The organism is Streptomyces sp. HUAS MG56 (assembly GCF_058673395.1).
Genome location: NZ_CM178722.1, coordinates 2838216 through 2856267, shown reverse-complemented (window position 1 = coordinate 2856267; position 18052 = coordinate 2838216). Strand labels below are relative to the sequence as shown.

Annotated in this window: 18 protein-coding genes and 1 pseudogene; 14 read left to right on the top strand and 5 right to left on the bottom strand. The window is 71.0% G+C overall.

The genetic code is table 11. From position 1 onward, the window contains the following. Positions 1–2 precede the first annotated feature (2 nt). Together AC4OXY_RS13640 and AC4OXY_RS13635 are read right to left on the bottom strand one after the other, a co-directional pair. The gene (locus AC4OXY_RS13640; RefSeq protein ID WP_356022110.1) at positions 3–590 is read right to left on the bottom strand and encodes a pyridoxamine 5'-phosphate oxidase family protein; all 588 of its coding nucleotides are present in this window, start codon (positions 588–590) and stop codon (positions 3–5) included. Positions 591–703: 113 nt separating this feature from the next. Further along, positions 704–1600, bottom strand: a complete 897-nt coding sequence (locus AC4OXY_RS13635; RefSeq protein WP_491993983.1) for a hypothetical protein — start codon at positions 1598–1600, stop codon at positions 704–706. 170 nt (positions 1601–1770) lie between these two features. On the opposite strand from AC4OXY_RS13635, the gene AC4OXY_RS13630 reads away from it, so the two are divergent. The 5 genes from AC4OXY_RS13630 (at position 1771) to AC4OXY_RS13610 (ending at position 7651) form a co-directional block, all read left to right on the top strand. Next, complete coding sequence (locus tag AC4OXY_RS13630) at positions 1771–2967, top strand: argininosuccinate synthase (protein ID WP_376288955.1); 1197 nt, start codon at positions 1771–1773, stop codon at positions 2965–2967. Between the two features lie 57 nt (positions 2968–3024). Further along, positions 3025–4452 (top strand): argininosuccinate lyase, encoded by a 1428-nt coding sequence (gene argH / locus AC4OXY_RS13625; RefSeq protein WP_362819196.1) that lies wholly within the window; start codon positions 3025–3027, stop codon positions 4450–4452. A gap of 57 nt (positions 4453–4509) precedes the next feature. Further along, positions 4510–5481 (top strand): aldo/keto reductase, encoded by a 972-nt coding sequence (locus AC4OXY_RS13620; protein ID WP_491993982.1) that lies wholly within the window; start codon positions 4510–4512, stop codon positions 5479–5481. Between the two features lie 84 nt (positions 5482–5565). Further along, complete coding sequence (locus AC4OXY_RS13615; RefSeq protein ID WP_356022101.1) at positions 5566–6114, top strand: TetR/AcrR family transcriptional regulator; 549 nt, start codon at positions 5566–5568, stop codon at positions 6112–6114. Positions 6115–6127: 13 nt separating this feature from the next. Then, entirely contained in the window at positions 6128–7651 is a 1524-nt protein-coding gene (locus tag AC4OXY_RS13610) for an MFS transporter (RefSeq protein ID WP_491993981.1), read from the top strand. Between the two features lie 109 nt (positions 7652–7760). Here the strand turns inward: AC4OXY_RS13610 and AC4OXY_RS13605 are convergent, their stop codons facing one another. Next, entirely contained in the window at positions 7761–8432 is a 672-nt protein-coding gene (locus AC4OXY_RS13605) for a lysophospholipid acyltransferase family protein (RefSeq protein WP_356022096.1), read from the bottom strand. A 316-nt stretch (positions 8433–8748) separates the two neighbouring features. Here AC4OXY_RS13605 and AC4OXY_RS13600 point away from each other — a divergent pair, with 316 nt between their 5' ends. From AC4OXY_RS13600 to AC4OXY_RS13590, 3 genes are all read left to right on the top strand, one after another. Next, positions 8749–9939, top strand: coding sequence for a glycerophosphodiester phosphodiesterase (locus tag AC4OXY_RS13600; protein ID WP_356022095.1), 1191 nt, complete (start codon positions 8749–8751; stop codon positions 9937–9939). A 104-nt stretch (positions 9940–10043) separates the two neighbouring features. After that, positions 10044–10550, top strand: coding sequence for a sigma-70 family RNA polymerase sigma factor (locus AC4OXY_RS13595; RefSeq protein WP_356022093.1), 507 nt, complete (start codon positions 10044–10046; stop codon positions 10548–10550). A 44-nt stretch (positions 10551–10594) separates the two neighbouring features. Next, entirely contained in the window at positions 10595–11092 is a 498-nt protein-coding gene (locus AC4OXY_RS13590; protein WP_491994598.1) for a GNAT family N-acetyltransferase, read from the top strand. Here AC4OXY_RS13590 and AC4OXY_RS13585 read toward each other — a convergent pair. Then, the gene (locus AC4OXY_RS13585) at positions 11082–11522 is read right to left on the bottom strand and encodes a hypothetical protein (protein ID WP_356022091.1); all 441 of its coding nucleotides are present in this window, start codon (positions 11520–11522) and stop codon (positions 11082–11084) included. The two genes, AC4OXY_RS13590 and AC4OXY_RS13585, sit on opposite strands and share 11 nt — an antisense overlap. Further along, the gene (locus tag AC4OXY_RS13580; protein ID WP_356022089.1) at positions 11503–11862 is read right to left on the bottom strand and encodes a hypothetical protein; all 360 of its coding nucleotides are present in this window, start codon (positions 11860–11862) and stop codon (positions 11503–11505) included. The genes AC4OXY_RS13585 and AC4OXY_RS13580 overlap by 20 nt, the downstream gene beginning before the upstream one ends. 69 nt (positions 11863–11931) lie before the next feature. On the opposite strand from AC4OXY_RS13580, the pseudogene AC4OXY_RS13575 reads away from it, so the two are divergent. The 6 genes and pseudogenes from AC4OXY_RS13575 (at position 11932) to cbiE (ending at position 17791) form a co-directional block, all read left to right on the top strand. Then, positions 11932–12551, top strand: a pseudogene (locus AC4OXY_RS13575) (HAD-IA family hydrolase). Between the two features lie 344 nt (positions 12552–12895). Further along, positions 12896–13945: a methionine ABC transporter ATP-binding protein gene (locus AC4OXY_RS13570; RefSeq protein ID WP_356022676.1), complete on the top strand. Its 1050-nt coding sequence runs from the start codon at positions 12896–12898 to the stop codon at positions 13943–13945. Then, complete coding sequence (locus AC4OXY_RS13565; RefSeq protein ID WP_362819192.1) at positions 13942–14679, top strand: methionine ABC transporter permease; 738 nt, start codon at positions 13942–13944, stop codon at positions 14677–14679. The genes AC4OXY_RS13570 and AC4OXY_RS13565 overlap by 4 nt, the downstream gene beginning before the upstream one ends. A 93-nt stretch (positions 14680–14772) precedes the next feature. Beyond that, positions 14773–15609 (top strand): MetQ/NlpA family ABC transporter substrate-binding protein, encoded by an 837-nt coding sequence (locus tag AC4OXY_RS13560; protein WP_356022084.1) that lies wholly within the window; start codon positions 14773–14775, stop codon positions 15607–15609. Positions 15610–15774: 165 nt separating this feature from the next. Beyond that, on the top strand, positions 15775–16413 hold the full coding sequence (locus AC4OXY_RS13555) for a GNAT family N-acetyltransferase (RefSeq protein ID WP_356022081.1): 639 nt from the start codon (positions 15775–15777) through the stop codon (positions 16411–16413). Between the two features lie 121 nt (positions 16414–16534). Continuing rightward, positions 16535–17791 carry a precorrin-6y C5,15-methyltransferase (decarboxylating) subunit CbiE gene (gene cbiE / locus AC4OXY_RS13550; RefSeq protein ID WP_491993980.1) on the top strand — a complete coding sequence of 419 codons (1257 nt, stop codon included), beginning with the start codon at positions 16535–16537 and terminating at the stop codon, positions 17789–17791. Positions 17792–18052 lie beyond the last annotated feature (261 nt).

Here is an 18052-nt window from a genome sequence, read left to right as displayed (position 1 = left end):
GCTCAGACGGTAGACGGGGGGAGCGGCAACGGCAGTCCGGGTAGGCCGTCCAGGCTAGTCGCCACGTGCTCCTTCTTCTCGAAGTACGCGCCGAGGGACGCGTCGTCCTCGCGTGCGAAGCGCTTCTCGTGCAGATCGCGGTCCTGCTCGTACGCCATGAAGGGGACGGCGTAGCCGCAGGTGTCCCGCACCAGCTCGGCGTGGACGACGATGACGGCGCGCAGTCCGTGCGGGGTCGGGTCGATGCCCGGGAAGTGCGCGAGCAGCTCGTGGAAGCGCGGGTCGTCGCGGAAGACCGGCTCGCCCCGGCCGTGGACGCGCACGATGTTCGGCGGCCCCTGGAAGGCGCACCACATCAGCGTGATCCGTCCGTTCTCCCGCAGGTGGGCGATCGTCTCGGCGTTGGACCCGGCGAAGTCCAGGTAGGCCACGGTCAGTTCGTCGAGTACGACGAAGGAGCCCTTGAGGCCCTTGGGGGAGAGGTTGACCGTGCCGTCGCCGGAGAGCGGGGCGGTCGCGGTGAAGAACAGGGGCTGCTCCTCGATGAACGTGCGGAGCCTGCCGTCGATGCGCTCATACGTCTTTCCCATGTCCAACGATTATCGAGGCAACCCCTTCGCCCGCCAGAGGAATTGAGGGAGTGCGGACATGTCGGGGCCGCCCCGGCCGGCGCTTGTCGGGGCGGCCCCGGATGCCTGCTACCTCACTTGGTGAGCGTGCAGGCGGCGAGGGAGCCGAGGCCGGTGGGCCTGGTGCCCTTGCGGCCGATGGCGATGGCGATGCGGTCGATGGTGGAGACGCGTTTGTCCTTGAGGGGGCCGAGGATGGCGTTGTTGACGAAGTTGGGTCCGCCTTGGCCGACGGTTGTTTGCAAACGGTTGTTGGCTTCTTGGATCTGGGTCTGGAGGAGGGCGAGGTTGCGAGTGACCTCGGCCTGCGCCGACGCCGGTACTGCCGGGAGCCGGGAGGCGACGTCCGGGCAGATGATCGTCCCGGCCCCCGTGTTCCCGCTCGCCGCCGCGCCGCCCGAGGTCGCGTTCCCCGCCGCCGAGCCGCCCGCCGCCGAGCCGCCGGTCTGCCCGCTCGCCGAGGCGCTCGGTGCGGTACCGGCACCCGCACCGGCACCGGCACCGGCGCCGCTGTTCACACCGCCCGCGTTCAGCGTGCAGGCGGCGAGGGAGTCGAGGCCGGTGGGCTTGGTGCCCTTGCGGCCGATGGCGATGGCGATGCGGTCGATGGTGGAGACGCGTTTGTCTTTGAGGGGGCCGAGGATGGCGTTGTTGACGAAGTTGGGTCCGCCTTGGCCGACGGTTGTTTGCAAACGGTTGTTGGCTTCTTGGATCTGGGTCTGGAGGAGGGCGAGGTTGCGAGTGACCTCGGCCTGCGCCGACGCCGGCACTGCCGGGAGCCGGGAGGCGACGTCCGGGCAGGTGATCGTCCCGGCGCTCGCCAGCGTGCGGGCGTTCGTCGCGCCGTCGCTCCTGCCGGGGGTCCCGGCGAGCGCCGAGCCCGCGATCACGGCGCCGGACAGCACGACGGCGGCAGCGCCGCCGATGAAGGCCACACGACGCTTGTTGTACTTCGGAAGAGCCCTGGACATGCGGATGCCTCACTTGGTCAGGAGTGGGTTCAGCGGTGAGACGCGGCGCCTGCGTTCGGGGGGAAGTACGAGAAAGCGGTTGCTGGTGTTCAAGGCTCTGCTCAATTGACGAATCATGCAGAGCTCTGCATACTCATGCATGACAGGGATTGCAGTGTGAGGAGAAACCCGTGACCGAGCGCGTCGTACTCGCCTATTCGGGCGGTCTGGACACCTCCGTCGCCATCGGCTGGATCGCCGAGGAGACGGGCGCCGAGGTCATCGCCGTAGCGGTGGACGTCGGCCAGGGCGGCGAGGACCTGGACGTCATCCGCAAGCGCGCCCTCGCCTGCGGGGCCGTCGAGGCCGAGGTCGCCGACGCCAGGGACGAGTTCGCCGACGAGTACTGCCTCCCGGCGATCAAGGCCAACGCCCTCTACATGGACCGCTACCCGCTGGTCTCGGCGCTCTCCCGGCCCGTGATCGTCAAGCACCTGGTCGCCGCCGCGCAGAAGCACGGTGCCACCACCGTCGCGCACGGCTGCACGGGCAAGGGCAACGACCAGGTCCGCTTCGAGGCCGGCATCGTCGCCCTCGCCCCCGACCTGAAGTGCATCGCCCCGGTCCGCGACTACGCGATGACCCGGGACAAGGCGATCGCCTTCTGCGAGGCCAAGCGGCTCCCGATCGCCACCACCAGGAAGTCCCCGTACTCCATCGACCAGAACGTCTTCGGACGCGCCGTCGAGACGGGCTTCCTGGAGGACATCTGGAACGCCCCGATCGAGGACGTCTACGACTACACCGCCGACCCCTCCGTCCCCCGCGAGCCCGACGAGGTGGTCATCACCTTCGAGGCGGGCGTCCCGGTCGCGGTCGACGGCGAGCCCGTCACCGTCCTCCAGGCGATCCAGCGGCTCAACGAGCGCGCCGGCGCCCAGGGCGTCGGCCGGATCGACATGGTCGAGGACCGGCTCGTCGGCATCAAGTCCCGCGAGGTGTACGAGGCGCCGGGCGCCATCGCCCTGATCACCGCCCACCAGGAGCTGGAGAACGTCACCGTCGAGCGCGAACTCGCCCGCTACAAGCGGCAGGTGGAGCAGCGCTGGGGCGAACTGGTCTACGACGGCCAGTGGTTCTCCCCGCTCAAGCGCGCCCTGGACGGCTTCGTCGACGAGGCGAGCACGCACGTGTCCGGCGACATCCGGATGACCCTGCACGGCGGCCGCGCCGTCGTCACCGGCCGGCGCTCCGCCTCCTCGCTCTACGACTTCAACCTCGCCACCTACGACACGGGCGACACCTTCGACCAGGCCGCGGCCAAGGGCTTCATCGACATCTACGGCCTGTCCTCGCAGATCGCCGCACGGCGGGACCTGCGGGCATAGCCTGACGCACGACCGGCACCACAACCGACCCACCCACCTTCTCTAGGAGCAGCGCAAGTGAGCAGCAACAGCGGTGACGTCCGGCTCTGGGGCGGCCGTTTCGCCGACGGTCCCGCCGAGGCCCTGGCGAAGCTGTCCGCGTCCGTCCACTTCGACTGGCGGCTCGCGCCCTACGACATCGCCGGTTCGCGTGCCCACGCGCGCGTCCTCCACAAGGCGGGGCTGCTCACCGAGGACGAGCTGGCCCGCATGATCGACGGGCTCGGCCGGCTGGAGGCCGACGTCGCCGCCGGCACCTTCACCGGCACCATCGCCGACGAGGACGTGCACACCGCCCTGGAGCGCGGCCTGCTGGAGCGCCTCGGCCCGGACCTCGGCGGCAAGCTGCGCGCCGGCCGGTCGCGCAACGACCAGGTGGCGACCCTCTTCCGGATGTACCTCAGGGACCACGCCCGCGTCATCGGCGGCCTGATCGCCGATCTCCAGGACGCCCTGGTCGGCCTCGCCGAGGCCCACCCCGACGTCGCGATGCCGGGCCGCACCCACCTCCAGCACGCCCAGCCCGTGCTCTTCGCCCACCACGTCCTGGCCCATGTGCAGTCCCTGTCCCGGGACGCCGAGCGGCTGCGCCAGTGGGACGAGCGCACGGCCGTGTCGCCGTACGGCTCCGGCGCCCTCGCCGGCTCCTCGCTCGGCCTGGACCCGGAGGCGGTGGCCGAGGACCTGGGCTTCGAGCACGGCAGCGCCGCCAACTCGATCGACGGCACGGCCTCCCGTGACTTCGTCGCCGAGTTCGCCTTCATCACCGCGATGATCGGCGTGAACCTCTCCCGGATCGCGGAGGAGATCATCATCTGGAACACGAAGGAGTTCTCCTTCGTGACCCTGCACGACGCGTTCTCCACCGGCTCGTCGATCATGCCGCAGAAGAAGAACCCGGACATCGCCGAGCTGGCGCGCGGCAAGTCCGGCCGTCTGATCGGCAACCTGACCGGCCTGATGGCGACGCTCAAGGCCCTGCCGCTCGCCTACAACCGCGACCTCCAGGAGGACAAGGAGCCGGTCTTCGACTCCTGCGACCAGCTGGAGGTACTGCTGCCCGCCTTCACCGGCATGATGGCCACCCTCACGGTCAACCGCGAGCGGATGGAGGAGCTGGCCCCGGCCGGCTTCTCGCTCGCCACCGACATCGCGGAGTGGCTGGTCAAGCAGGGCGTGCCGTTCCGCGTGGCGCACGAGGTCGCGGGGGAGTGCGTGAAGGTCGCCGAGGCCGAGGGCAAGGAGCTGGACGGCCTCACGGACGAGCAGTTCGCGAAGATCTCGGCACATCTCACCCCGGAGGTGCGGTCCGTGCTCAACGTCCCCGGCGCCCTCGCCTCCCGCAACGGCCGCGGCGGTACGGCGCCCAGCGCGGTCGCCGTCCAGCTGGCGGAGGTCAAGGCGGACGTGGCGGCACAGCACGCCTGGGCCGACGCAAAGAAGTGACCTGAGGGCGTCGCGGGTTACGTTGGTCGTCAGTCAGCCGACCGAACGGAGCCCGCGATGCCCTTCGCCCGTCTCGCGCACGCCACCACGCCGACCTGCCACATCGGCCTCGGCCTGGCCGCCGTCGGCCGTCCCGGCTACATCAACCTGGGCCGGGACGAGGACCTCGGGGAGAACCGCAGCGTCGACGCCCTGCGCGACCGCACCCATGAACTCCTCGACGCCGCCTACGCCCAGGGCGTGCGCTACTTCGACGTGGCCCGCTCCTACGGCCGTTCCGAGGAGTTCCTCGCCGACTGGCTGAACGCCCGCCCCGACATCGACGACGTGGTCGTCGGCAGCAAGTGGGGCTACACGTACACCGCCGGCTGGGCCACGGACGCCGAGAAGCACGAGGTCAAGGACCACAGCGTGGCGGCCTACGACCGCCAGCGCGCCGAGACCGACGCGCTGCTCGGCGACCGGCTCGACCTCTACCAGATCCACTCGGTGACCCCGGACAGCCCGGCCCTGACCGACAAGGACCTGCACGTCAGGCTGGCCGAGGCGGCCGCCCGGGGCGTGAGCGTCGGCTTCTCCACCAGCGGCCCCGCCCAGGCCGACGCCATCCGCGCCGCCCTCGCGATCACCGTCGACGGCGAGCCCCTCTTCCGTACCGTCCAGTCGACGTACAACCTCCTGGAGCACTCGGCCGCCCCCGCGCTCGCCGAGGCCCACGACGCCGGGCTCACCGTGATCGTCAAGGAGGGCGTGGCCAACGGCCGGCTCGCCGCGCCGCATGCCCCGGAGATGCTGAGGGCTGTCGCCGAGGAGACCTCCCTCGGCTGTGACGCCGTGGCGCTCGCCTGGATCCTGCGCCAGCCCTGGGCGGGCGTCGTCCTGTCCGGCGCGGCGACCGTCCCGCAGCTCTTCTCGAATCTGCACGCCCCCGCCGTCGACCTCGACGTGGACCAGCTGACCCGCCTCGCCACGCTCGCCGAGGACCCGAACGCCTACTGGGAGCGTCGCGGACAGCTGCCCTGGCACTGATCCGGCACCCCCTCTGACCAGCTCCCATGAGTCACACGCGCCCAGGATGAGACATGAATGTCTCACATGGGCTACTCTTGTCTCATGGCTCTGGACCGTGACCACGTGCTGCGCAGCGCAGCCGCCCTGCTGACCCGTAAATCCACCGCGACCATGGACGAGGTCGCCAAGGCCGCCGGAATCAGCCGGGCCACGCTGCACCGCCACTTCGCCGGGCGCGACGCGCTCGTCCGGGCGCTGGAGGCGCTCGGCATCGCGGAGTGCGAGGCGGCGCTGGACGCGGCCCGCCTGGACGACGGTCCGGCGGCCGAGGCCGTAGGGCGTCTGGTCCGCGCGATCGAACCCGCGGCCGGCCTGCTCGCCTTCCTCTACACCGAGAACCAGCTGTTCGAGGGTGAGGAGCAGAACCAGGGCTGGGCCCGTATCGACGAACGCCTCATGTCCCTGTTCCGGCGCGGCCAGGAGAACGGCGAGTTCCGCATCGACCTCACCCCGGCCTGGCTCACCGAGGCGCTCTACGGCCTGCTGGCCTCCGGCGCCTGGGGCGTGTCCGAGGGCCGGGTGGCCGCCAAGGACTTCACCTACATGGTCGTCGAGCTGCTGCTCGGCGGCGTACGACGTACGAACGCGTAAGAAGAGAGGAATCATGACCAGCACCCTGCAGCCGGCCGGTGCGACGGAGTCGGAGAAGGGGCGGGGCCGCTGGCTCGCGCTCTCCGTCCTCGTCCTGGCCGTGCTGCTGGTGGCCGTCGACGCCACCGTCCTCGGCCTGGCGACCCCCTACATCAGCGAAGACCTGAACCCCTCCGGCACCCAGCTCCTCTGGATCGGCGACGTCTACTCCTTCGTCATCGCCGGCCTGCTGGTCTCCATGGGCAGCCTCGGCGACCGCATCGGCCGCAAGCGCATCCTGCTCGGCGGTGCCACCGCGTTCGGCGCGATCTCCGTCGTCAACGCCTATGCCACGACACCGGAGTTGATGATCCTGGCACGGTCGCTGCTCGGTGTCGCGGGCGCGACCCTGATGCCCGCCACCCTCGCCCTGATCCGCAACCTCTTCCACGACCCGCGCGAGCGCAGCCTCGCCGTCGGCATCTGGGGCGCGACCGCCTCGGCCGGTACGGCGGTCGGCCCGATCACGGGCGGGTTCCTGCTCGAACACTTCTGGTGGGGCTCGGTCTTCCTCATCAACCTGCCGGTGATGGCCGTCCTGGTCCTCGTCGGCATCCGTACGCTGCCCGAGTCCCGCAACCCGCACCCCGGCCCCTGGGACCTGGCCAGCGTCCTGCTGTCCCTGGTCGGCATGATCGGTGTCGTCTACGCGGTCAAGGAGGCGGCGACCCACGGCTTCACCTGGCCGACGCTCGCCGCGGGCCTGCTGGGCGCGGTCGCGCTCCACGGCTTCGTGCACCGCCAACTCACCATGCCGGTCCCGCTGTTGGACATGCGTCTGTTCCGTCGGCGCGGCTTCAGCGGGGCGGTCCTCGCCGACCTGCTGACCGTGCTCGGCATGTCCGGCCTGGTGTTCTTCCTCTCCCAGTACCTGCAACTCGTCCAGGGCAGGCGCCCGTTCGAGGCGGGTCTCGCCGAACTGCCCGCCGCCGTCGGCGCGGTGGTGGCCGGCCTGATGGCGGGCCGCGCCGCCCGCCACTTCTCGGTGCGGACCGTGGTCTGCGGCGGTCTCGCCGCCGTGGGACTCGCCCTGGCGGCGCTGACGGCTCTGGGCGTGTCGACGGGTTACCCGGTCCTCGGCGCCGCACTGCTGGTCGTCGGGGTCGGGGCCGGCTTCTCCTTCACGGTGACGGCCGACGTGATCCTCTCCAGCGTGCCCAAGGAACAGGCGGGCGCCGCCTCGGCGGTCTCCGAGACGGCGTACGAACTGGGCGCGGCCCTGGGCATCGCCCTGCTGGGTTCGATCGTGACGGGCGTCTACCGCGACTTCACGGGCCCGGCGGGTACGCCGCCCGAGGCCCACGAGTCACTGGGCGCGGCGGCGGACGCGGCGGCGAAACTGCCCCCGCACACGGCCCAGCAGATGCTGGACGCCGCCCGCGAATCCTTCGTCCACGGCCTCCACCTGGCCTCGGGCGCGGGAGCGGCAGTCCTCCTGACCGCCGCCTTGGCCGCATGGTTCCTGCTGAAGGACCAGAAACTGGAGAGTGCCGAGTAGGCGAAACCCCTGGGGGCGCGGGGCCGTGTCTGATATGCGGCTCCGCCGCGCGGGCGCGAAGAGCGACCACGCACCCGCGCCCGCAAGCGAACAGAAGCCCCAGCGGCGCTCAGGCGGCCTTGGCCTTCGTGGCGTACATGTCCACGTACTCCTGCCCGCCCAGCCGCATGACCTCGGCCATCACCGAGTCGGTCACGGCCCGCAGCACATACCGGTCCCGGTCCATCCCGTCGTACCGCGAGAACTCCATCGCCTCGCCGAACCGGACGGTGACGCGGCCGGGCCGCGGGATGCCGCTGCCTCCCGGCTGCAGCTTGTCCGTGCCGATCATGGCGAAGGGGACCACCGGCGCACCGGTCATCAGCGTCAGCCGCGCGATACCGGTGCGTCCCCGGTACAGCCGGCCGTCGGGCGAGCGGGTGCCCTCGGGGTAGATCCCGAAGATCCGCCCCTCCTCCAGGATCCGCCGCCCGGTCATCAGCGCGGCCACGCCGCCGTTGGCCCCGTCCCGGTCCACCGGGATCATGCCGACGCCGGTGAAGAACCACGCCATCAGCCGGCCCTTGAGGCCCTTGCCGGTGACGTACTCGTCCTTGCCGATGAAGTGCACCTGCCGCTTGGTGACCAGCGGCAGCACGATCGAGTCGATGAACGTGAGGTGATTGCCCGCCAGGATCACCGGCCCGTCCCCGGGGATGTGCTCCACGCCCTCCACCTGTGGGCGGAACATCAGGCGCATGATCGGTCCCAGCACTGCCTTGATGAGCCGGAAGCGGGACAACGGGTCCTCCGATGTCGAGGGGCGTTATGAGTCTGTGCAGGTGAGGACATTACTCGCGGGCCCCTGCCGAACGCACATCGGGGACGCCCGGTTCACTCAGGTCTTACGAAGTGTTGACGTGGGTTTACCGACGGTGTCCGCCCGGCGACGTCCCGGCGGCCGGCCGCCACAGGTCACACGGCGTCACCCGGGTGTTCGGACGCACGTCTCTCTTCGGTCATGACCCCGCCCCTACGATCGGCCGGACTTCAGGAGTTGAGACGTGCCTCGGAGCCACACGGGTTCCACGGGCGGACGAAGACGGCAGGAGACATCGATGGGCAGCGACCAGGCGAACGAGCAGACCCAGGGCAGCCGGAGCGAGGGCGCCGGACGGCGGGCGATCCTCGGCGCGGCGGTGTTCGGCGCGGGCGGAGCGGTCCTCGGAGTGCCGGGCGCCGCGGCCGCGGCGCAGACCCGGAGCGCGCGGCCCGCGGGCCGGGGTCTGAAGAGCCTGCCGGTTCCGACGATCATCGGCCACCGGGGCACCAGCGGCTACCGGCCCGAGCACACCTTCGGTTCCTACGACCTGGCCCTGGACCTGGGCGCCGACGTGGTCGAGGCCGGTGACCTGGTGCCCACCAAGGACGGCCACCTCGTCTGCCGGCACGAGCCGGAGATCGGCGGCACCACCGACGTGGCCGACCATCCCGAGTTCGCCGACCGCAGGACCACCAAGACGCTGGACGGGGTCGCCACCACCGGCTGGTTCACCGAGGACTTCACCCTCGCCGAGCTGAAGACGCTCCGCGCGATCGAGCGCATCCCGGCCAACCGGCCGCACAACACCCTCTACAACGGGCGCTGGGAGATCCCCACGTTCGAAGAGGTCCTGAAGTGGCAGGACGAGCAGACCCGCAAGCGCGGCAAGCAGGTCTGGATCTACCCCGAGACCAAGCACCCCACCTACTTCCGGGGGCTGGGCCTCGGCCTGGAGGAGCGGGTGGCGAAGCTGCTCGCCAAGTACGGCAAGGACGGCCGTAACGCGCCGGTCATCCTGCAGTCCTTCGAGCCCACCAGCATCCAGAGGCTGAACCGGCTCGTCGACAACCCGCTCGTCGTGCTGCTCTCCTCGGCCGGCAGCCGCCCCTACGACTTCGTCGAGGCGGGCGACCCGCGCACGGTCGCCGACCTGATCACGGCCAAGGGGCTGCGTGAGCTCGCCGGCTACGCGCAGGGCATCGGCCCGACGCTGGACCTGGTGATACCGAAGAACGCCGACGGCACCCTGGGCGAGCCGACCACGCTGGTCCGCGACGCGCACAGGGTGGGGCTGGTCCTGCACCCCTACACCATGCGCAACGAGAACCCGTTCCTGCCGGCCGAGTACCGCAGGGGCAGCGCGGCCGACGCCTACGGCGACCCCTTCGGCGCGTTCCGGACGTACTTCGCGACCGGCATCGACGGCGTCTTCACCGACAACGCCGACACCGCCCTGCTCGCCCGCGCCGACTTCCTGGCCGGCTGAGAGCCGCCTGATCCCCCGTCAACCGTTCGGCCCGCCGCACCTCGTTCGGGCTGACTCCGCGCCGCCCCGGAAACCTGCCCCCGGGGCGGCGCGTCGTTCCGCATATGACGTACGACCTCGTAGCCGCCCTGAGCCCGCTGCTCACCGCCGAGGCCTCGGCCGAGGCATATGCCGCGGGGAGCGAACCGGGAGACCTGGAACAGGCCGTCTGGGTCCGGCTGCTGGAACGGCTGGAGCGCGACGGGCCGCCGCCGGACCCCGAGGGCTGGCTGCGCAAGGCCGTCCGCGCCGAGGCCCGCCGCAGCCGCCGTACCACCCGGCGCGAACGCCCCTACGGCGTCGAGCCGGCCGACGACATCCGTCCCGGCCCCGAGCAGCTCGTCCTCACCGCCGCCCGGCACCGCGCGCTGCGCGAGGCGGTGCGCCGGCTGCCCGGCCGCTGCCCCCGGCTGATCGAGGCCCTGCTCTCGCCGAAGGATCTGACATACCGGGAGATCGCGGGGGAGTTGGGTATCTCACAGGGCAGCCTTGGCCCGGAACGCTCCAGATGTCTTGGATGTCTACGGCGTTTGCTCACACCGGAGGTTGCGGCGCGCGAAGCGCGGGGATAGGAGTGGGAACGACAGGTGATCAGGTGAGCGGGAGGCGTGCGCACATGGGCATGAGCGTGACCATCTCGGTGGCGACCGAGCAGGACGCGGAGCAGATCTTCAGGCTCCAGTACCTGTGCTTCCAGAGCGAGGCGGCGCTGTACGGCAACTACCGCATCGACCCGCTCGTCCAAACCCTGGACTCGGTCCGTGGGGAAGTCGCCTCCGACTGCGTCTTCGTCGCCCGGCTCGGTGCCGAGGTGGTCGGCTCCGTGCGTGGCAAGGTCACCGAGGACGGCGCGGCCGCCATCGCCAAGCTCTGCGTCCACCCCCGCCTGCAGGGACACGGCATCGGCGCGAGGCTGCTGCGCTCGGCCGAGGCGGCGCTGATGGAGGAGCGGGGCGCCACCCGGTTCCGCCTCTTCACGGGCTACCGCAGCGAGGGCAACCTCCGCCTCTACCGCCGCTCCGGCTACGAGACGGTCGGCCGCTCCCAGGGCGCGGACGGCGTGGAGCTGATCATCCTGGAGAAGCAGGCGGGGGCGTACGCCGCTACGGCGTGACGGTGTCGCGCGACTTCCGCAGCCAGTACAGCGCGGAGATCGGCAGCAGCACGGGAATGAAGACGTACCCCATCCCGAAGTCGGACCAGACGGTCGCGTCCGGGAAGGCCGAGCTGTCGACCACGGTCCACGTGCCGACGAGAAGCACACCTGCGAGTTCGGCGGCGCAGCACACCAGCGCCGCCTTGCGGGCGGTCTCTCCGCCCCGGACGAGCGAGTAGGTGATGAACCCGTACACGACTCCCGCCACGGCCGACAGAGAATAAGCCAGCGGCGCCCGCTGGAAGTCCGTCGCGATCTGGAACACCGAGCGCGACACCGCGCCGACGACCATCACGCCGTAGAACCAGACGAGCAGCATGCCCGGCCCGCTGATCAGCCGGGCCGGCTTCTCCTCCGCCGCCGTCACGTCAGCCTCCCCAGATGTCATAGAGCCGCACCTCCAGCACGGCCAGCACCACACCGCCGGCGGCCACCGTCACCGAACCCCAGCGGGTCCGCTCGGCCAGCGACATCATCCCCGCCGCCGGCACACACGCGAACGCTCCCAGCAGATACGCCACGAAGATCGTCGTACCCTGTTCCGGCTTCTCGCCCCGCACCAGCTGGACGATCCCGATCACCAGCTGGAGCACGGCCAGGACCGACACCACGGCCATGCCGATGAAGTGCCAGTCCTTGGTCGGCTGGTCGCGGTACGCGGCCCAGCCGCACCACGCGGCGAGCAGCAGCGCGGCGATCCCGGTCACCAGCGTCAGGGCATTGAGCATGCGGAGACCCTATTACGGCCGAAACGGGCTCAGGCCGCCGACCCCGCCGTACGCCGTAGGGTCTGGACCATGACGATGCACGCACAGGCCCTCCTCGTCGACAACGACGGCACCCTCGTCTCCTCCCTCGCCTCCGTCGAGCGCTGCTGGACCCTCCCCCAAGGACTGCGACAAGCTCCGGGCGGCCCGCCGCCGAGATAGTCGCCGACCTGCTGCCCGCGCACCTCGTGCCCGAAGCGGTCGCCCGGGTCGAGCAGTTGGAGGTCGACGACGTGCCGGACGGCGGCGTCCGGCTCCTGCCCGGCACGAGCCAGTTCCTGGCGAGTCTGCCCGCCGAGTGCTGGGCCGTCGTCACCTCGGCCACCCGCCGGCTGGCCGAGGCCCGCCTCGACGCCGTCGGCATCCTGCCCAAGACGCTGATCGCCGCCGACGACATCACGCACGGCGAGCCCGACCCCGAGCCCTACCTCCTCGCCGCCCGGCAGCTGGGTGTCGCCCCCGCCCGCCGCGTCGTCTTCGAGGACGTCCCGGCCGGGCTCCGGGCGGGCCGCGCCGCCGGGACGATCACCGTGGCGTTGGCCACAACCCACCGGGCCGACGAGCTGGACGCCGACCTCGTCGTGCGGGACCTGTCGGCCTTGTCCGCACTGGTCACCGACGCGGGCGTGGAGATCTCGGTCCGCGGCTGAGTCCCGGCCCCGTACTGTCCGCCGCTGTCCACCATGCGGACAGCGGCGACCGGTCAGGAGTGACCGTCTGCTTTACTTGCCGCATGACCACGACGAGCTGCCGCACCCTTGCGACCGAGGCGACCATGACGCCCGGTGCTCGTTGTATGTGTCGCCTGATGTGTCGAATGTGCGCCTTCTAGAGGGCCCCCGCATCAGCTGAGCCTCGCGCCCCGAAGCGAGAGCCGTGGCATGTCCGTGCGCCGCAGTCCGTACGAGACGCACATCCACTTCCCATGCCTGAACCGCATGCACCCGTGCCCGGGCACACCCACGCCCGCGCACTCGACAGTGACGGAAATCCTGTGATCACCACCTCGGGCCTGACCAAGGTCTACCGCTCCCGCGGCCGTGAGGTCACCGCCCTCGACGGCGTCGACCTGCACGTCCGCGAAGGCGAGGTCTACGGCGTCATCGGCCAGTCCGGCGCCGGCAAGTCCTCCCTCATCCGCTGCGTCAACCTGCTGGAGCGCCCCACCTCCGGCACCGTGACCGTCGCCGGACAGGACCTCACCGCCCTGGCCGGCCGCGGCCCGCGCGCCGGCCGGGAGCTGCGCCGGGCGCGCAGCCGTATCGGCATGGTCTTCCAGCACTTCAACCTGCTGTCCACGCGCACCGTGCAGGACAACGTCGAGCTGCCGCTGGAGATCCTCGGCACGTCCGGCAAGGAGCGCTCCCGCAAGGCGCTCGAACTCCTCGACCTGGTCGGCCTCGCCGACCAGGCGAAGGCCTTCCCCGCCCAGCTCTCCGGCGGCCAGAAGCAGCGCGTCGGCATCGCCCGCGCCCTGGCCGGCGACCCCAAGGTGCTGCTCTCCGACGAGGCCACCAGCGCCCTCGACCCCGAGACCACCCGCTCCATCCTCCAGCTGCTGCGCGACCTCAACCGCCAGCTCGGCCTGACCGTCCTGCTCATCACCCACGAGATGGACGTCGTGAAGTCGATCTGCGACTCCGCCGCCCTCATGGAGCGGGGCCGGATCGTGGAGCACGGCACGGTCAGCGAACTGCTGGCCACCCCGGACTCCGAACTGGCCGCCGCGCTGTTCCCGGTGAGCGGCGAGCGCACGGGCGACGACCGCACCGTCCTCGACGTGACCTTCCACGGCGAGGCCGCCACCCAGCCGGTCATCTCGCAGCTGGCGCGCACCTACAACGTCGACATCTCGATCCTCGGCGCCGCCATCGACACCGTCGGCGGCCTCCAGATCGGCCGTATGCGCATCGAACTGCCCGGCCGCTACGAGGACAACGTGGTGCCGATCGGCTTCCTGCGCGAGCGGGGCCTGCAGATCGACGTCGTCGGCCACGAGGGCCGGGGCCAGGAGCCCGTGCTGGTGAAGGATGGTGCCAAGTGACCTGGTCCGAGATGCAGCCGCTGCTGTCGCAGGCCTGTACCGACACGCTCACGATGGTGGTCTGGTCCACCCTGATAGCCGTCGCCGTGGGCCTGCCGCTCGGCGTCCTGCTCGTCCTCACCGACCGGGGCGGTCTGGTGCAGAACGTCCTCGTGAACAAGGTGATCGGCCAGATCGTGAACGTCGGCCGGTCGATGCCGTTCATCATCCTGATGGTCGCCCTGATGACCTTCACGCGCTGGGTCACCGGGACGACGATCGGGACGACCGCCGCGATCGTGCCGCTCGCCATCGGCGGCATCCCCTTCTTCGCGCGCCTGGTCGAGACGGCCGTCCGCGAGGTGGACAACGGTCTCGTCGAGGCCGTGCAGTCCATGGGCGGCAACACCTGGACGATCGTCCGCAAGGTCCTCGTCCCCGAGGCCCTGCCCTCGCTGATCGCCAGTACCACCACCACGATCATCGCCCTCATCGGCTACTCCGCCATGGCCGGCACGGTCGGCGGCGGCGGCCTCGGCGACCTCGCCGTCCGCTACGGCTACCAGCGCTTCGAGACCCAGATGATGTGGATCACCGTCGCGATCCTCGCCGTCGCCATCTCCCTCATCCAGTTCGCCGGCGACTTCGCCGCCCGCTCCCTGCACAGCCGCGGCGCCCGCTCCGGTCCCGCGCCGAGGCTCCGCCTGCTCAAGGCGAAGGAGCCGGCGGCGGCCGACGTCGGCAAGGCCGCCTGAGCAGTCCGCCCGAGCCGTCCGCCGAGCAGTCCCCCTGAGTTTCCCCGCCCACCCATGACGGGGTCGCACCACCCATAAGGAAAGGCACTTTTCGTGCGTAACACCGCCAAGCTCACCACCGCCGTCCTCGCCGCCGGAGCCCTCACCTTCGGGCTCTCCGCCTGCGGCTCCGGCAGCTCCTCCAGCTCCCACGACTACAGCGGTCCGCTGGTCGTCGCCGCGAGCCCGACCCCGCACGCCGAGATCCTCGACTTCGTCAAGAAGAACCTGGCGAAGAAGGCGGGCCTCGACCTGGAGGTCAAGGAGTTCACCGACTACATCGCGCCGAACACGGCGACCGAGGACGGCTCGGTGGGCGCCAACTACTTCCAGAACCAGCCGTACCTGGACGACTTCAACCAGAAGCACGGCACCCACATCGTGCCCGTCGTCACGGTGCACCTGGAGCCGCTCGGCCTGTACTCCCACAAGGTCAAGAAGGCCGACGCGCTGAAGAGCGGTGCGACCGTCGCCGTCCCGAACGACGCCGTCAACGAGGGCCGCGCCCTCAAGCTGCTCGCCGACAACGGGCTCATCACCCTCAAGTCCGGCACCGGCAACGAGGCCACCCCCCAGGACATCGCCAAGAACCCCAAGCACCTCCAGTTCAAGGAGGTCGAGGCGGCCCAGACCCCGCGCTCCCTGGACGACGTGGACGCCGCCGTGGTGAACGGCAACTACGCCATCTCCGCGGGTCTCAAGCCCGCCAAGGAGGCGATCCTGCTGGAGTCGACGAAGAACAACCCGTACGCCAACTTCCTCGCCGTGAAGAAGGGCAACGAGAACGACCCGCGGGTCAAGAAGCTCGCCAAGCTCCTCGTCTCGCCCGAGGTCAAGAAGTTCATCGAGGACAAGTACCAGGGCTCCGTCCTGGCGGTGGCCCAGGGCTGACGGTCCGTCCGCACCGCCGCGACCCGCACGGGGTCCGCTCCCGCACCGCCGCGGGAGCGGACCCCGTCGTGCGCACGAGTGGTTTCATGCTGCATGCTGGGCAGTTCAGCGGGCCCCGGCGGTCCTGACGGTCTCTCAAGTCTTCCGAAGGTTACGGAGCGGCGCATGACTAGCACCTTCCCCAACATCTCCATCAGCACGGAGCGGTTGGTGCTGCGTCCCCTCGACGTGGACGACGCGCCCGCCCTGGCCGAGATGATGAACGACGAGCAGGTCGGCGCCTGGACCGCCGTCCCGCAGCCGTACAGCGAGGACCAGGCACGCCACTGGATCACCCGCTACGCCCCCGCCGAACGCATCGCCGGCCGCGGCCTCGACCTCGCCGTCACCGAGTTCCTCACCCAGCGCCTGGTCGGCGTCGTCCAGCTCGCCAGGACCAACTGGCAGGTACGCTCCACCGAGATGTCGTACATCATCGCGCCCTGGGCCCGCGGCGAGGGCTACGCGTCCGAGGCCGCGCTCGCCACCGCGCACTGGCTCTTCAGCGACCAGAAGTTCGAGCGCATCGAGCTGCGCACCGCCGCCGACAACACCGCCGCCCAGCAGGTCGCCCAGAAGATCGGCTGCATCAGCGAGGGCGTCCTGCGCAACGCCTGCATAGTCCACGTCCGCGGCGACGACGACACCTGGAGCGACGTCCGCAGCGACTACATCGTCTGGAGCCTCCTCCCGGAGGACCTCGAAGGTGCCGACGAGCAGCTCGCCGACACCGGCGAATTCGCGTCGTACGCCGACTGGAACTGACGTCCGGGCGGCAGGCGGGCTCGCCCCGGCGCGCGTCCGACAGCTCCACCGGGTAGTCTCAACCAGCCCGACCATGGGCCCGTACCCCTGACGACCTGCGAAGACCTGGAGACTGACGACGATGGCCGACCGGGTGACGGTGATCGGCTGGGACGGCTCGCCGCTGACCGCCGCGGCACGCGCCGCGCTCGGCGCCGCCACGCTCGTGGCGGGCGCGGCCCACCATCTGGCACTGCCCGAGGTCCCGCTCGCCGCCGAACGCATCCGCCTGGGCAGCGTCGCACTCGCCGCCCGCCGCATCGCCGCCCACCGCGGCACCGCCGTCGTGCTCGCCGACGGCGACCCCGGCTTCTTCGGCGTCGTGCGCACCCTGCGCGCCCCGGAGTACGGCCTGGAGGTCGAGGTCGTCCCCGCCGTCTCCGCCGTCGCCGCCGCCTTCGCGCGCGCCGGCATGCCCTGGGACGACGCCCAGGTCGTGGTCGCCCACCGGCGCACCCTGCGCCGCGCCGTGAACGTCTGCCGCGCCCACACCAAGGTCGCCGTCCTCACCTCGCCCGGCGCCGGCCCCGCCGAACTGGGTCTGCTGCTCGACGGCGTCCACCGCACCTTCGTCATCTGCGAGGAACTCGGCACCGAACGCGAGCAGGTCAGCGTCGTCACCTCCGACAAGGCCGCCGACCACACCTGGCGCGACCCCAACGTCGTCATCGTCATCGGCGGGCCCGCCGTACGAGGCGTCCCGGGGGAGGGCGGCGGCTGGATCGCCGGCCGCGACCCCGGCACCGGTCCGCGCGGCTGGGTCCAGCCCGACGAGTTCTACGGCGGCGGGACCGAGAGCGGTACCGGCGGTGGTCCCGGCGGTGGTCTCGGCGAGGGCGAGACGGAACTGCTGCGCGCCGCCCAACTCGCCCGGCTCGGGCCCCGGGTCGGCGACCTCGTCTGGGACATCGGCTGCGGCTCCGGCGCGTTCGCCGCCGAGGCCGCGCGTGCCGGAGCCGCCGTCATCGCCGTCGACCGGGACCAGGAGGCCTGCGCCCGCACCGACGCGGCCGCCCGCCGCTCCGGCGTGCAGCTCCACGTGGTCCGGGGCACCGCCCCGCACGTGCTGGAGAACCTGCCCGAGCCCGATGTCGTGCGGGTCGGCGGGGGCGGCGCGGCCGTCGTCTCCGCGGTCGCCGACCGGCGCCCGCAGCGCATCGTCACCCACGCCGCGACCCGCGACGCCGCCGAACTCGTCGGCCGCGACCTGACCGAGCACGGCTACCGGGTCGAGTGCGCCCTGCTCCAGTCCGTCGCCCTCGACACCCGCGCCTGGACCGAGACCGAGCGCAGCGTCGCCTTCCTGCTCAGCGGGGTCCTGCCGGATCGCGCCCCGTGATCCTGTTGTCGTACCGCGCGCGGTAGGCTGGCCGATCGTTGTACCGCACCGGGCGGCCCGGAACTTCGTTCGCCAATGTCCGGAAAGCGCGCCCGTTTTGGGGTGGGTGTGGTACTGCGAAACCGGAGGACGCGCAACGTGGCGCAGTCCACAGCGGACTGTCGCGGATCATGCTGTCGCGACGGCGCAACGGCCGGGACAATGCCACTGAATGGCTTTGTCGCCTTTTCCGGCGGGTCGTTCGTGCCGCTGGGCACGGAC

What these genes read in the sequence shown, in the direction of transcription:
- AC4OXY_RS13615 (WP_356022101.1), top strand. Translation starts at nt 5,566, where the DNA reads ATGGCTCTGGACCGTGACCACGTGCTGCGCAGCGCAGCCGCCCTGCTG.
- AC4OXY_RS13555 (WP_356022081.1), top strand. Translation starts at nt 15,775, where the DNA reads ATGACTAGCACCTTCCCCAACATCTCCATCAGCACGGAGCGGTTGGTG.
- AC4OXY_RS13585 (WP_356022091.1), bottom strand. Translation starts at nt 11,522, where the DNA reads ATGACATCTGGGGAGGCTGACGTGACGGCGGCGGAGGAGAAGCCGGCC.
- AC4OXY_RS13635 (WP_491993983.1), bottom strand. Translation starts at nt 1,600, where the DNA reads ATGTCCAGGGCTCTTCCGAAGTACAACAAGCGTCGTGTGGCCTTCATC.
- AC4OXY_RS13640 (WP_356022110.1), bottom strand. Translation starts at nt 590, where the DNA reads ATGGGAAAGACGTATGAGCGCATCGACGGCAGGCTCCGCACGTTCATC.
- AC4OXY_RS13620 (WP_491993982.1), top strand. Translation starts at nt 4,510, where the DNA reads ATGCCCTTCGCCCGTCTCGCGCACGCCACCACGCCGACCTGCCACATC.
- AC4OXY_RS13610 (WP_491993981.1), top strand. Translation starts at nt 6,128, where the DNA reads ATGACCAGCACCCTGCAGCCGGCCGGTGCGACGGAGTCGGAGAAGGGG.
- AC4OXY_RS13600 (WP_356022095.1), top strand. Translation starts at nt 8,749, where the DNA reads ATGGGCAGCGACCAGGCGAACGAGCAGACCCAGGGCAGCCGGAGCGAG.
- AC4OXY_RS13590 (WP_491994598.1), top strand. Translation starts at nt 10,595, where the DNA reads ATGGGCATGAGCGTGACCATCTCGGTGGCGACCGAGCAGGACGCGGAG.
- AC4OXY_RS13595 (WP_356022093.1), top strand. Translation starts at nt 10,044, where the DNA reads ATGACGTACGACCTCGTAGCCGCCCTGAGCCCGCTGCTCACCGCCGAG.
- AC4OXY_RS13580 (WP_356022089.1), bottom strand. Translation starts at nt 11,862, where the DNA reads ATGCTCAATGCCCTGACGCTGGTGACCGGGATCGCCGCGCTGCTGCTC.
- cbiE (WP_491993980.1), top strand. Translation starts at nt 16,535, where the DNA reads ATGGCCGACCGGGTGACGGTGATCGGCTGGGACGGCTCGCCGCTGACC.